The organism is Gordonia mangrovi (assembly GCF_024734075.1).
Classification (GTDB): domain Bacteria; phylum Actinomycetota; class Actinomycetes; order Mycobacteriales; family Mycobacteriaceae; genus Gordonia; species Gordonia mangrovi.
Window position 1 is genome coordinate 4,919,662 of record NZ_CP102850.1, and the last position, 13,707, is coordinate 4,933,368.

Below are 13,707 nucleotides of genomic sequence, written 5' to 3' on the forward strand. Positions count from 1 at the left end.
GTGCAGCCCGGGGGTCGGCGGCGGGCGGCGATCAGGGAACGAAGCCGGGTGGAGGACCCGGGTACGGCGGGATCTCACCGCCGAACTCCGGACATCTGTCGCGGTGTTCGCACATGGAGCACAGCCGGGAGCGGCGTGGCCGGAAGTCGCCGGTGGCCACCGCGGCGCGGATGGCCGTCCAGATGGCCTTGAGCGTGCGCGCAAAACGTTCGAGCTCCTCGCGGTCGGGCGTGTAGGTCAGCTGCTGGCCGTCCGACAGGTACATCAGCTGCAGCCGGGCCGGCACCACACCGCGGATGCGCAGCACGGCCAGCGCGTAGAACTTCATCTGGAACAACGCCTTGGCCTCATACGCCTCGCCCGGCGACCGGCCGGTCTTGTAATCGACCACCCGGATCTCCCCGGTCGGCGCGACATCGATCCGGTCGATGAAACCGCGCATCGCGACATCGTCGGCGGTGATCTCGACATGCTCCTCGCAGGCGTCGGCCTCGAAGGCAGTCGGGTTCTCCATCGTGTAATACGTCGCGATCAGCTTCTGCGCCTCGGCGACGAATCGGTCGGCGCCGACGTCACCGATGATCTCGGCGAGCGTGGGATCGGCCTCGCACAGCGCTGCCCAGGCGCCTTCGACCAACAGGTCTGCCGACTCCTGGGTGCGCAGCTCGGCCGGCATGTCGAAGAGATTCTCGAGCGCGGCGTGCACCACGGTTCCGCGCGTCTGCGCGGGGGTGGGGGTCTCGGGGAAGCGGTCGATGGCGCGATACCGATACAACAGCGGGCACTGCTTGAAATCCGCCGCCCGCGACGGCGACAGTGCCAACGGTCGCTGCACCAGACCCGTCGTGTCGGTCGCGGCGTCGTCGCCATCGGTCCTCTGCGGTGCCCCAGCGTCCATCGTCATACTCACATTTGGCAGGGTAGGTCGCGACAGTGACAGGTTCGCGAAACGACACCCGTGCGACCAGCCGGAAGGACTCCAGCCCGATGCCGACGACCGGCCCCTTCGCCGTGGGTGACCGCGTGCAGCTGACCGACGCCAAAGGTCGCAAGTTCACCGTTCACCTCGAGGAGGGCAAACTCTTCCACACCCATCGGGGTGCCATCGCCCACGACGATCTGATCGGGGCGCCGGAGGGCAGCATCGTCGCGGCCACCAGCGGCACGCAGTACCTGGCGCTGCGTCCCCTGCTGGTCGACTACGTCCTGTCGATGCCGCGCGGTGCGCAGGTCATCTATCCGAAAGACGCCGCGCAGATCGTCACCGAGGGTGACATCTTTCCGGGTGCCCGGGTTCTCGAGGCCGGTGCCGGGTCCGGGGCGTTGACGTGCTCGCTGCTCCGGGCGGTCGGGGAGCGGGGCAGTGTCACGTCCTACGAAGTGCGCGCGGACCACGCCGAACACGCGATCCGCAACGTCGAGACCTTCTTCGGTGATCGGCCGGAGAACTGGGAGATCGTCATCGACGACCTCGCCGCATTGGATGCCGACGCGCTGGCACCCGACCAGCGGTTCGACCGCGTGATTCTCGACATGCTGGCGCCCTGGGAGCCCCTCGACGTGGTTCGTCGGGCCGTCCAGCCGGGTGGAGTCCTGGTGATTTATGTGGCAACTGTCACACAATTGTCGCGCGTGATGGAAGCACTGCGTGACCAGGAGTGTTGGACCGAGCCGCGGGCGTGGGAATCGATGGTCCGGGAGTGGAGCGCGGTGGGCCTCGCCGTGCGTCCGGAGCACAAAATGCAGGGCCACACGGCGTTTCTGATAACGACGCGCCGCCTTGCCGACGGTGTCACCACCCTGCGTCCACAGCGTCGGCCGACCCGCGGATGACGACTTCTCGGGCCTGATCGGGTGGATCGGCGGGCCCTGTCGGAACGTCGCGAATACGTTGCGAAGACGTAGATTTAACACGTCGTCAACACCGTGTGTTGCGCGGTGCGGGGCGATTTCCGGCCCACACCGGTAGCGTGGTGTTACGGCGCAAACACTCCATGAGAACGCCATGAGAGAAGTGTTTGCCGGGGAGAGGAGTCAGCAATGACCGAATCTGACCGTCACGGCGCCAGCGGCGCCGACCACCTCGGGTCTTCGGGTGCACACGGCCACGGGCGCGAGCAGGACGACGCCGGCCAGATGCCCGAGGAGAACTTCGTCCCTGCCTACACGGCGCCACTCGCACGTCCGGATTCGCCACGCACCGGTGCTCGCCCCGGTGCAGGCCGTCCAGGAGACGTCACCGAACTCCAGGAGCGGGTCGAGAACCTGACCACCCGCAACGCCAAACTGCTCGACACCCTCAAGGAGGCTCGTCAGCAGTTGGTGGCCCTGCGCGAAGAGGTCGATCGGCTCGGACAGCCGCCCAGTGGCTACGGCGTACTGCTCGAGATCTACCCCGACAGCACGGTCGACGTGTTCACCTCCGGCCGCAAGATGCGGTTGACGTGCTCACCGAACATCGATGTCGACACCCTGCACAAGGGCCAGACGCTGCGTCTCAACGAGGCGCTGACCATCGTGGAGGCCTGCGAGTTCGATTCCGTCGGTGAGATCAGCACGCTGCGTGAGGTGCTCGGGGACGGCCACCGCGCGCTCGTGGTCGGTCACGCCGACGAGGAACGGGTGGTGTGGCTCGCCGAACCTCTCCTCGGAGAGGTCGACGGAGAAGACGGCAATAAGCGCACGCTGCGTCCGGGCGATTCGCTGCTCATCGACACCAAGGCCGGATTCGCCTTCGAGCGGGTCCCGAAGGCCGAGGTCGAGGACCTCGTGCTCGAAGAGGTGCCCGACGTCGGCTACGAGGACATCGGCGGTCTGGGTCGCCAGATCGAGCAGATCCGCGACGCCGTCGAACTCCCGTTCCTGCACAAGGACCTGTTCCGCGACTACGCGCTGCGTCCCCCCAAGGGGGTGCTGCTCTACGGTCCGCCCGGTTGCGGCAAGACGCTGATCGCCAAGGCCGTCGCCAACTCGCTGGCCAAGAAGATCGCCCAGGTGCGCGGCGACGATGCCAAGGAAGCCAAGTCGTACTTCCTCAACATCAAGGGCCCCGAGCTGCTCAACAAGTTCGTCGGTGAGACCGAGCGGCACATCCGGTTGATCTTCCAGCGGGCTCGTGAGAAGGCATCCGAGGGCACGCCGGTGATCGTGTTCTTCGACGAGATGGACTCGATCTTCCGTACCCGCGGGTCCGGTGTCTCCTCGGACGTGGAGACCACGGTCGTGCCGCAGCTCCTCAGCGAGATCGACGGCGTCGAGGGGCTGGAGAACGTCATCGTGATCGGCGCGTCGAACCGCGAGGACATGATCGACCCGGCGATCCTGCGGCCCGGACGTCTCGACGTGAAGATCAAGATCGAGCGTCCCGACGCAGAGTCCGCGATGGACATCTTCTCCAAGTACCTCACCGAGCAGCTGCCGGTGCACGCCGACGATCTGGGCGAGTTCGGCGGCGACCGGACGGCCTGCGTCAACGCCATGATCGAGAAGGTCGTGGAACGGATGTACGCCGAAAGTGATGACAACCGCTTCCTCGAGGTCACCTACGCCAACGGCGACAAGGAGATCATGTACTTCAAGGACTTCAACTCGGGTGCGATGATCCAGAACGTCGTCGACCGTTCCAAGAAGTACGCGATCAAGTCGCAGCTCGACACGGGTCAGCCCGGTCTGCGAGTGCAGCACCTGTTCGACTCGATCCTCGACGAGTTCGCCGAGAACGAGGACCTGCCGAACACCACCAACCCGGACGACTGGGCACGCATCTCGGGCAAGAAGGGGGAGCGGATCGTCTACATCCGCACCCTGGTCACCGGCAAGAGCGCGGGCGCGAGCCGAGCCATCGACACGGAGACCAACACCGGGCAATACCTGTAGGTCACGGGCTCCTCAGAGATCGGGGCGGTCGCACCACTGGTGTGACCGCCCCGATCTCTGAGGTCCGTAGGCGGGTCAAGCAGGCTCGGGCAGCGAGCCGGAGCTGCTCCCCGGACCCACGTCCTCGGCCGTGCCCACCGGATAGCGCACCAACCCAAGTTCGGCATCGTCGGAAAGCTGCGGGTGGCGCGGGAGAACCCGTGCGGTATAGCCGTGGCGACCAGAACGCGTGGGCACGACGGTGGCCCGGAACAGTGTGCGGCCAGACGGATCGGTCTCCGACGTCGGCGACATCTCCGCGATCTCCGGGTCGATGATCTCGCCGTCGCTGTCGACACGCCCCACCAACGCCTGCACACACACGCGTTCCGGACTCAGCTCGCCCAGCGCCACGTGTGCGGTGAACGTCAGATTGACGCGTTGCGGGCTGTCGGCGTCGAGTGAGTCGCCCGAACCGGATTCGTCGATGCCGGCGATCTGTACCGCCGGCCACGAGCGCTCGAGCTGATGACGGTAGTCGGCCAGATCCCGGGCGGGCGCGAAATCGTCGGCACAGATGGAGGCGAACTGGTCGGCGGCCGGTACATAGAGGGCCGTCGTGTAGTCGCGGACCATCCGGCCGGCCTGCACCTGCGGCCCCAGCCGGGTCAGCGTGTGCCGCACCATCTCCACCCACCGATCCGGAACCCCGGTCGCCGAGCGGGTGTAGAACAGCGGGATGACGGTCTCCTCGAGCAGCGTGTAGAGCGCCTCGGCCTCCAGGTCGTCTCGTCGGTTCTCGTCGCCGACACCTTCGGCAGACGGGATCGCCCAGCCGTTCTCGCCGTCGGCCATCTCATCCCACCAGCCGTCGAGAATCGAGAGGTTCAGGCCGCCGTTCATCGCCGACTTCATCCCGGACGTGCCGCAGGCCTCCATGGGGCGGACCGGATTGTTCAGCCAGACGTCGCAGCCGGCGTAGATGTCGCGGGCCATCGAGATGTCGTAGTCGGGCAGGAACACGATCCGCATCCGCAACTCGGGGTCCTCGGTGAACCGCACGACCTGCTGGATGAGTGCCTTGCCGCCATCGTCGGCCGGATGTGCCTTGCCGGCGATGACGAGTTGGACCGGTCGTTGCGGGTCGGTGAGGATTCGGCGCATCCGATCGGGATCACGCAGCATCAGGGTCAACCGCTTGTAGGTCGCCGCACGCCGGGCGAAGCCGATCGTGAGTGCCTCCGGATCGAAGATGTCGGCCGTCCAGCCGAGCTCGGCCTCGGTGAATCCGCGGTCCCGCGCGCTGGCGTGGGCGCGGCGCCGGACCTCGTCGACCAGACCTGCGCGCAGCGTGGACCGCACCTGCCAGATGTCGTCGGTGGACATCGCCGTGACGGCTGCGGCCTGGGCGACCTCGTCGTCGGCCGACAGATCCAGCCAGGTCCGGGCCGTCCACGTCGGTCCGTGCACTCCGTTGGTCACCGCGCCGATCGGCACTTCGTCCGGGTCGAAGCCGGGCCACAGATCGGCGAACATCTCCCGGCTCACCACACCGTGCAACTGGGACACGCCGTTGCTTCGTTGGCCGAGTCGAAATCCCATGTGCGCCATGTTGAAGACGCCGGGATCGGCTTCGTCCCCGAGGTCGAGCACGGTGGTGACCGGCAGGCCGGGCAGCAACCGCGAGTTCCCGCTCTGGTCGGCATCGAGGTAGTAGTTCACCATGTCCCGCGGAAACCGGTCGATCCCGGCGGGTACCGGCGTGTGTGTGGTGAAGACGTTCGACGCTCGCACCACGGCCTCGGCGGTGTCGAAATCCAGCGCTGCCGCGCCGGGGCGGCCGACCATCTCGCGGATTCGCTCGACACCGAGGAAGCCGGCGTGGCCCTCGTTCATGTGGAAGACCGTCGGTTCGGGCCGGCCGGTGACCCGCACGTACTCACGAACGGCCCGGACGCCGCCGATGCCGAGGAGGATCTCCTGCTTGATCCGATGGTCTTGGTCGCCGCCGTAGAGACGGTCGGTGACGCCGCGTAGTTCCTCGTCGTTGCTGGGCACGTCGGAGTCGAGCAACAGCAGCGGAATCCGTCCGACGGTGGCCACCCAGATCCGGGCGTTCAGCACCCGGCCGCCGGGCATGGAGATGGTCACGATCACCGGCTCGTCGGCGTCGGTGAGCAGCTCGAGGGGCAGCGACGTCGGGTCGTTGACCGGATACCGCTCGACCTGCCACCCGTCATGGGACAGACCCTGGTGGAAGTACCCCGATCGGTAGAACAGCCCGACGCCGACCAACGGTAGACCCAGATCCGACGCGGCCTTGAGATGGTCGCCGGCGAGGATGCCGAGGCCTCCGGAATAGATCGGGAGCACCTCGGAGATGCCGAACTCCATCGAGAAGTAGGCGATCCCGGTGGCGGCCAGATGCGTCGAGCCGTGCTCGGCGGTGGTGTCGCCGAACCACCGTGACCCGGTCAGATAGCGATCGAGATCGTCGCGGGCGGCGGCGAGACGTTCCCGGAAACCGGCGTCGGTGGCGAGCTGCAGGAAGCGCTCGGGCTCCACGTCGGCCAGCAGCCGCAGCGGGTCACCGGTGGCGTGCCACAGTGCCGGGTCGATGGTGGCGAACAGATCCTGGGTGGGTTCATGCCACACCCACCGCAGATTGTGCGCGAGAACGGTGAGGTCGGCGAGTTCGGTGGGCAGCGGCACCCGAACGGTGAACCGGCGGAAGGCTTTCACCCCAGTAGACGCTACCCAGGACGGGGTGACGGTGCGACCGCTGCGAGATGAACATCTAGGCTCGTGGCATGCAGCGAATCATCGGCACCGAGGTCGAGTACGGGATCTCCGCGCCCGGGGACCCGACCGCGAACCCGATCATGACGTCCACCCAGGCCGTGTTGGCCTATGCCGCGGCCGCCGGGGTGCCCCGCGCCAAGCGCACCCGATGGGACTACGAGGTGGAATCACCGCTGCGCGATGCGCGCGGCTTCGATCTCGGACGGGGCAGCGGCCCGGCACCGATCATCGACGCCGACGAGATCGGTGCGGCGAACATGATCCTCACCAACGGCGCGCGCCTCTACGTCGACCACGCCCACCCGGAGTACTCGGCTCCCGAGGTGACCGATCCGATGGACGCGGTGATCTGGGACAAGGCCGGTGAACGGGTGATGGAGGCGGCCGCACGTCATGTTGCGAGCGTGCCCGGCGCACCCCGCCTGCAGCTCTACAAGAACAACATCGACGGCAAGGGCGCCTCGTACGGCACCCACGAGAACTACCTGATGAACCGGGAGACGCCGTTCACCGCGGTCATCGCGGGCCTGACGACGTTCTTCGCCTCCCGGCAGGTGATCACCGGCGCCGGGCGGGTCGGCATCGGCCAGTCCGGCGACGAGGCGGGTTATCAGCTGTCGCAGCGGTCGGACTACATCGAGGTCGAGGTCGGCCTGGAGACCACGCTCAAGCGCGGGATCATCAACACGCGCGACGAACCCCACGCCGACCCTGAGCGGTATCGACGACTGCACGTGATCATCGGCGATGCGAACCTGGCCGAGACGGCCACCTATCTGAAGGTGGGCACCACCGCGCTGGTACTGGACCTCATCGAGGCGGGCGTGGACTTCTCCGACATCGAGTTGGCCCGGCCGGTGCAGGCGGTGCACGCCATCTCGCACGATCCGAGCCTGGCCGCGACGGTCGCGCTCACCGACGGCCGCGAGGTCACCGCGTTGGCGCTGCAGCGCGAGTACCTCGAACGCTGCATGAAATTCCACGAATCCGAGCACCGCGATGACACCCGCGCCGCGCATGTGCTGGAGACCTGGGCCGACGTCCTCGACCGTCTCGAGCGCGACCCGATGGAATGCGCCGACATCCTGGACTGGCCGGCCAAGCTGCGGCTGCTGGAGGGCTTCCGGCAACGCGAAGGACTCGGCTGGTCGGCACCGCGGCTGCATCTGATCGACCTGCAGTACTCGGACGTGCGGCTCGACAAGGGCCTGTACAACCGGTTGGTCGCCCGCGGCTCGATGAAGCGCCTCGTGGACGAGAGCGACGTCACCCGCGCCATCAGCGAGCCACCCCAGAACACCCGCGCCTACTTCCGAGGGGAGTGTCTGCGCCGATTCGGCGCCGATGTGGCCGCGGCGAGCTGGGACTCGGTCATCTTCGACCTGGGCGGCGATTCGCTGGTCCGGATTCCCACCCTCGAACCGTTGCGCGGCAGCCGGGCGCATGTCGGCAGGTTGCTCGACTCGGTGGACTCGGCGGCCGAACTCGTCGATCAACTGACCACCACCACCTGACCCGGGTGGCGCCCCGGCCGAGATCCACCGGCGGTCGCTTCCGCCCGTGGGGGCTCGCACACCGGTAGTGTGTGTCATACGCGGTTTTTCAGATCCGGGGACACCAAGCCGGATCGGCGCCCGTCAGGGTGGATCGGGCCGGGCTCGCACTATGTGGGTCCGGCGAGATGAAGGAGGCAGCAGATGGCGCAGGAACAGACCAAGCGTGGTGGCGGCGACGACGATGGGGACATCGGTTCGGATGGCGGCGCCGGTCAGGAACGCCGGGAGAAGCTCGCCGAGGACACCGATGACCTGCTCGACGAGATCGACGACGTGCTCGAGGAGAACGCCGAGGACTTCGTACGCGCGTACGTGCAGAAGGGTGGCCAGTGAGCGATCGGTTCGGTTCACTGCATCCCCACCACCCATCCGCACGACCCACCCCGTCCACCGCGTCGTCGCTGGGCGCCGACATCTCGTCGTTCACCGACTACCTGCGGGCACACGCACCTGAGCAGCTGCCGCAGCATCGGATGGAGTGCATGAGCGCGCGCGCCACCGACGAGATCCCGCACGGCACAACCATCGTCGCGGTGTCCTACCCCGGCGGCGTGGTGCTCGCCGGTGATCGACGGGCCACGGCGGGCAACCTCATCGCCACCCGCGATGTGCAGAAGGTCTACATCACCGACGAGTATTCCGCGTGCGGTATCGCCGGCACCGCGGGGATCGCCATCGAGATGGTGCGCCTGTTCGCGGTGGAGCTCGAACACTACGAGAAGATCGAGGGCGTCCCGCTGACGTTGGACGGCAAGGTCAGCCGTCTGGCATCGATGGTGCGCGGCAACCTCGGCGCCGCGATGCAGGGTCTGGCCGCGATTCCGCTGCTGGTCGGCTACGACATCGACCACGACGACCCGACCGAGCGGGGTCGCATCTTCTCCTTCGACGTCGCCGGCGACCGGCACGAGGAGTTCGGCGGCTACCAGGCCATCGGCTCCGGATCGGTCTTCGCGAAGTCGTCGCTGAAGAAGCTCTACCGTCCCGACCTCGACACCGGGACGGCGCTGGCGATCGCCATCGAGTCGCTCTACGACGCCGCCGACGACGACTCGGCCACCGGCGGTCCGGACCTGGTGCGCAAGATCTTCCCGATGGCGGTGGTCGTCACCGCCGAGGGGGCGCGCGACGTGGATGCCGGCGAGATCGAGACGGCGGCCCGTGCCATCATCGAACGCCGCGCCGCAGAGCACGAAGGGGGCTCGCGATGACGTTCCCGTATTACGCCAGTGCCGAACAGATCATGCGCGATCGGTCGGAACTGGCGCGCAAAGGTATCGCCCGAGGACGCAGCGTCATCGCGCTGACCTACGCCGACGGTGTGCTGTTCGTCGCGGAGAACCCGTCGAACACCCTGCGCAAGACCAGCGAGATCTACGATCGGGTCGGGTTCGCCGCGGTCGGGAAGTACAACGAGTTCGAGAGCCTGCGCAAGGCCGGCATTCAGCTCGCCGACATGCGTGGGTACAGCTATGACCGGGCCGACGTCACGGCGTTGTCGCTGGCCAACACCTACGCCAACGCGCTCGGCTCGGTGTTCACCGAACAGCCGAAGCCCTACGAGGTCGAATTGTGCGTCGCGGAGGTGGCCAAGTACGGAAAGCCGCGGCCGTCGCAGCTGTACCGCATCTCCTACGACGGATCCATCGCCGACGAGACGCGTTTTCTGGTGATGGGTGGTGCGAACGAGGCGATCACGGCCGCGCTGCGCGAGAGCTACGAACCGGATCTCGACCTGCCGGCGGCGCTGGCGTTGGCGGTGGCCGCCCTGACGGCTCCCGCCGAGGCGAACGGATCGTCGGGCGGATCGACCACGTCGTCGGCGCCCGCGGCACCCCGCGAACTCGCCGCCACCGATCTCGAGGTCGCGATCCTCGACCGCAATCGGCCGCGCCGCGCGTTCCGGCGGCTCAGTGCCGCGGCCGTCGAGGACCTGATGCCGGCGGCGGCGCAACCCGATGGTGCCCAGACCGATGGCGCCGGGTCCACCGGCACTCCCGCCACCGATGGGGACCCCACATCGAATCCCGATTCCTGAGCCGAACCCGGACAACGCCGCAGACCCGGCCTCGCGAGCACCCGTCGCGTCGCCGGGTCTGCGGCGTTGTTCGCGGGTAGGGTTGACCGTGTGCAGCGTCGAATCATGGGTATCGAGACCGAATTCGGTGTCACGTGTACCTTCCATGGCCATCGCCGACTGAGCCCGGACGAGGTCGCCCGATATCTGTTCCGCCGGGTGGTCTCGTGGGGCAGGTCGTCGAACGTCTTCCTGCAGAACGGCGCGCGGCTGTATCTCGACGTCGGATCGCACCCGGAGTACGCGACCGCCGAATGTGACAGCCTCATCCAGCTGATCAATCACGATCGAGCCGGCGAGTTGGTCCTCGAGGACCTGCTCGTCGATGCCGAGCAGCGCCTGGCCGACGAGGGGATCGGCGGCGACATCTACCTGTTCAAGAACAACACCGACTCGGCGGGCAACTCCTACGGCTGCCACGAGAACTATCTCGTGGTGCGCGCCGGCGAGTTCTCCCGGATCTCCGACGTGCTGCTCCCGTTCCTGGTGACCCGGCAGCTGATCTGCGGCGCGGGCAAGGTCTTGCAGACCCCGAAGGCGGCCACGTTCTGTCTGTCGCAGCGTGCCGAGCACATCTGGGAAGGAGTGTCGTCGGCGACCACCCGCTCGCGGCCGATCATCAACACCCGCGACGAACCGCATGCCGACGCCGAGAAGTACCGCCGTCTGCACGTCATCGTCGGCGACTCGAACATGTCGGAGATGACGACCCTGCTCAAGGTCGGCTCGGCGGCGCTGGTGCTCGAGATGATCGAGGCCGGCGTGGTGTTCCGCGACTTCGCACTCGACAACCCGATCCGGGCCATCCGTGAGGTCAGCCACGATCCGACCGGGCGTCGGCCCGTTCGGCTGGCCGGTGGTCGGCAGGCCAGCGCGTTGGACATCCAACGCGAGTACCACGCGCGGGCGGTCGAGCACATGGCCAACCGCCGCCCTGACCCCGAGATGGATCAGGTCGTGGATCTATGGGGACGGATGCTCGACGCGGTGGAGAGCGGCGACTTCTCCGGGGTGGACACCGAGGTCGACTGGGTGATCAAGCGCAAGCTGTTCCAGCGCTATCAGGATCGGTACTCGATGGACCTGTCGGACCCGAAGATCGCGCAACTCGACCTCGCTTTCCACGACATCAAGCGCGGGCGGGGCGTATTCGACGTCATGCTGCGCAAGGGGCTCGTCGCGCGCGCGACCACCGACGAGGCGATCAAGACGGCGGTCAACGAGCCGCCGCAGACCACCCGCGCCAAGCTCCGCGGCGACTTCATCTCGGCCGCGCAGAAGGCGGGCCGCGATTTCACCGTGGACTGGGTTCACCTCAAGCTCAACGACCAGGCGCAGCGCACCGTCTTGTGCAAGGACCCGTTCCGCAGCGTCGATGAGCGAGTCGATCGGCTGATCGCGTCCATGTGATCGTAAGCTGGCGGGGTGGCAACGCAGAAAGTCGAGCGCCTGCTCAACCTGGTGATCTGCCTCCTGTCGACCCGCCAGTTCCTGACCGCCGACTACATTCGCCGACATGTCGCCGGTTACCACGACGATGGCCAGTCCGACGAGGCGTTCAACCGGATGTTCGAGCGCGACAAGAACCAGCTCCGCGATCTCGGGATACCGCTGATCACCGGCCGCGACCGGATGTCGGGCAACGCGGAGGGCTACCGGATCAACCGCGACGTCTACGAGCTGCCCGACATTGCACTCGATCGGGCCGAGGCCGCGGTGGTGGCGATGGCCGCAGCGCTGTGGGAGGCCCCCGAGATCGCCGCCACCGCACAGAATGCCGTCCTCAAGCTGCGGGCCGCCGGACTCGACGTGCGCGCCGACGACGAATTGGTGGTGCCCGCGAGCCTGTCGCCCAAGACCGTGGGGTCGGAGGCCGCCCTGGCCACACTGCTGACCGCGATCGACGCCGCGACACCGGTGACCTTCGACTACCGTCCCGGGGCGGCGGCCTCGACCACGAGACGGACGCTGGAACCGTGGGGCATCGTCACCCACCGCGGCCGGTGGTATGTCACCGGCCACGACCGGGACCGCGCCGACATCCGCACCTTCCGGCTGTCGCGGATCTCCGCGGTGGCCCCGACCGGATCGTCCGGGGAGGTGGTCGTGCCCGACGGCACCGACATCCAGCAGATCGTGGCCACCGCGGTCGACACCGCGGCCGGCGCCGACACCGGTGCCGGTACCGCCCGCATCTGGCTGGCCCGTGACCGAGCAGCCGGGTTGCGCCGGGTCGCCACCCACACCGAGTCCGAGATGCTCGACGGCGAGCCGGGCGATGTGGTCAGCATCGAGATCCGCTCACTGACGACGCTGGCCCGGATGGTGCTCGCTGCCGGGGCCGACGCGGTGGTCCTGTCGCCACCCGAGCTGCGGGACACGGTGATCGGCGCCCTCGACGAGTTGATCGGGGTGACCACCCGATGACGCCACGACCGGACCGGTTGAGCCGGCTGCTCGCCCTGGTGCCGTATTTCGCGACTCGTGACGGCATCGCACTCGACCAGGCCGCCCGCGACCTGGGCATCACCCAGGCGCAGCTCACCAAGGATCTCGAGCTGCTGTTCGTCTGCGGTCTGCCGGGCTATTTTCCGCATCAACTGATCGACCTGCAGTTCGAGCACGGCTTCGTCGACGTTATCTTCACCGCCGGGATGGATCGACCGCTGCGTTTGACCAGCGCGGAGGCCAGCACCATGCTGGTCGCGCTGCAGGCGCTGTTGGACCTGCCAGGCGCGGTCGACCAGGAGGCGGCTCGTCGCGCGATCGCGAAGATCGAGGCCGCGGTCGGGTCGTCGGACACCGCGGTGCGCACGCCGGCCGGCCCCGGTGAATCCGACAATCCGACCTACACGACGATTCGGGACGCCGTCACCGCCCGGCGTGCCCTGCGGATCCGGTACTACTCGGCGACCCGGGACAACGTCAGCGAACGTGTCGTCGACCCGATCGGACTGCAGACGATGGACAACCACACCTATCTCGAGGCGTGGTGCCGGGTGAGTGAGGGCGTGCGGCTGTTCCGGTTCGACCGGGTCGAGGAGGCCGAGAAACTCGACGACGCCGCGGCGCCGCCGGAGGAGGCCAAGGCGCAACCGCAGTACGCGGTGCTGTCGGAGAATCCGGACCTGCCGTCGGTGGAGATCGAGATCGATCCGAGTGAACTGTGGATTCTGGACTACTACCTCGTCGAGCCGCTGGAATCACTCGAGGAACGGGTCGACCGCGGGGCGCCCGTGCGTGCCCGACTCGTGTACGGTTCGCCCGAATGGCTGCTCCGGTTCCTGCTCGGCTTCGGTGGTCGGGTGCGCGTGATCTCTGACGTGGCGATCGCCGATTCGGTCAACTCCGCAGCGGCTACGGCCCGGGCACGGTATACCTGAGGGCGCCCGGTGGGCGCTGCCGCTACGTGCGGGG

Annotated in this window: 11 protein-coding genes; 9 read left to right on the forward strand and 2 right to left on the reverse strand. The window is 67.5% G+C overall.

All coding sequences use genetic code 11. The features are described from left to right. Positions 1–31: 31 nt before the first annotated feature. Positions 32–898 carry a RecB family exonuclease gene (locus NWF22_RS22335; RefSeq protein WP_233751211.1) on the reverse strand — a complete coding sequence of 289 codons (867 nt, stop codon included), beginning with the start codon at positions 896–898 and terminating at the stop codon, positions 32–34. Positions 899–987: 89 nt separating this feature from the next. Between NWF22_RS22335 and NWF22_RS22340 the strand changes: the two genes are divergently transcribed. Together NWF22_RS22340 and arc are read left to right on the forward strand one after the other, a co-directional pair. Beyond that, positions 988–1,833, forward strand: coding sequence for a tRNA (adenine-N1)-methyltransferase (locus NWF22_RS22340; protein ID WP_160902331.1), 846 nt, complete (start codon positions 988–990; stop codon positions 1,831–1,833). A 303-nt stretch (positions 1,834–2,136) separates the two neighbouring features. Continuing rightward, on the forward strand, positions 2,137–3,876 hold the full coding sequence (gene arc / locus NWF22_RS22345) for a proteasome ATPase (protein ID WP_373692028.1): 1,740 nt from the start codon (positions 2,137–2,139) through the stop codon (positions 3,874–3,876). 75 nt (positions 3,877–3,951) lie between these two features. Here the strand turns inward: arc and glgP are convergent, their stop codons facing one another. After that, positions 3,952–6,597 (reverse strand): alpha-glucan family phosphorylase, encoded by a 2,646-nt coding sequence (gene glgP / locus NWF22_RS22350; RefSeq protein WP_160902329.1) that lies wholly within the window; start codon positions 6,595–6,597, stop codon positions 3,952–3,954. Between the two features lie 68 nt (positions 6,598–6,665). Between glgP and dop the strand changes: the two genes are divergently transcribed. From dop to NWF22_RS22385, 7 genes are all read left to right on the forward strand, one after another. Beyond that, positions 6,666–8,171 carry a depupylase/deamidase Dop gene (gene dop / locus NWF22_RS22355; RefSeq protein ID WP_160902328.1) on the forward strand — a complete coding sequence of 502 codons (1,506 nt, stop codon included), beginning with the start codon at positions 6,666–6,668 and terminating at the stop codon, positions 8,169–8,171. A gap of 183 nt (positions 8,172–8,354) precedes the next feature. After that, a complete protein-coding gene (locus NWF22_RS22360; RefSeq protein WP_007624191.1) occupies positions 8,355–8,546 on the forward strand; it encodes a ubiquitin-like protein Pup in 192 nt (63 codons plus the stop codon). After that, positions 8,543–9,424: a proteasome subunit beta gene (gene prcB / locus NWF22_RS22365; RefSeq protein WP_160902327.1), complete on the forward strand. Its 882-nt coding sequence runs from the start codon at positions 8,543–8,545 to the stop codon at positions 9,422–9,424. Before NWF22_RS22360 ends, prcB begins: the two co-directional genes overlap by 4 nt. Beyond that, a complete protein-coding gene (gene prcA, locus NWF22_RS22370) occupies positions 9,421–10,251 on the forward strand; it encodes a proteasome subunit alpha (protein ID WP_160902326.1) in 831 nt (276 codons plus the stop codon). Before prcB ends, prcA begins: the two co-directional genes overlap by 4 nt. A gap of 90 nt (positions 10,252–10,341) precedes the next feature. Next, positions 10,342–11,700: a Pup--protein ligase gene (pafA, locus tag NWF22_RS22375; RefSeq protein WP_160902325.1), complete on the forward strand. Its 1,359-nt coding sequence runs from the start codon at positions 10,342–10,344 to the stop codon at positions 11,698–11,700. A 15-nt stretch (positions 11,701–11,715) separates the two neighbouring features. Continuing rightward, positions 11,716–12,717 carry a helix-turn-helix transcriptional regulator gene (locus NWF22_RS22380; RefSeq protein WP_160902324.1) on the forward strand — a complete coding sequence of 334 codons (1,002 nt, stop codon included), beginning with the start codon at positions 11,716–11,718 and terminating at the stop codon, positions 12,715–12,717. After that, positions 12,714–13,673 carry a helix-turn-helix transcriptional regulator gene (locus NWF22_RS22385; RefSeq protein WP_160902323.1) on the forward strand — a complete coding sequence of 320 codons (960 nt, stop codon included), beginning with the start codon at positions 12,714–12,716 and terminating at the stop codon, positions 13,671–13,673. Before NWF22_RS22380 ends, NWF22_RS22385 begins: the two co-directional genes overlap by 4 nt. The last annotated feature ends 34 nt before the right edge of the window (positions 13,674–13,707 follow it).

Coding starts and splice junctions, on each gene's coding strand:
- NWF22_RS22335 (WP_233751211.1), bottom strand. CDS start 898: ATGGACGCTGGGGCACCGCAGAGGACCGATGGCGACGACGCCGCGACC.
- NWF22_RS22340 (WP_160902331.1), top strand. CDS start 988: ATGCCGACGACCGGCCCCTTCGCCGTGGGTGACCGCGTGCAGCTGACC.
- arc (WP_373692028.1), top strand. CDS start 2,137: ATGCCCGAGGAGAACTTCGTCCCTGCCTACACGGCGCCACTCGCACGT.
- dop (WP_160902328.1), top strand. CDS start 6,666: ATGCAGCGAATCATCGGCACCGAGGTCGAGTACGGGATCTCCGCGCCC.
- NWF22_RS22360 (WP_007624191.1), top strand. CDS start 8,355: ATGGCGCAGGAACAGACCAAGCGTGGTGGCGGCGACGACGATGGGGAC.
- prcA (WP_160902326.1), top strand. CDS start 9,421: ATGACGTTCCCGTATTACGCCAGTGCCGAACAGATCATGCGCGATCGG.
- NWF22_RS22385 (WP_160902323.1), top strand. CDS start 12,714: ATGACGCCACGACCGGACCGGTTGAGCCGGCTGCTCGCCCTGGTGCCG.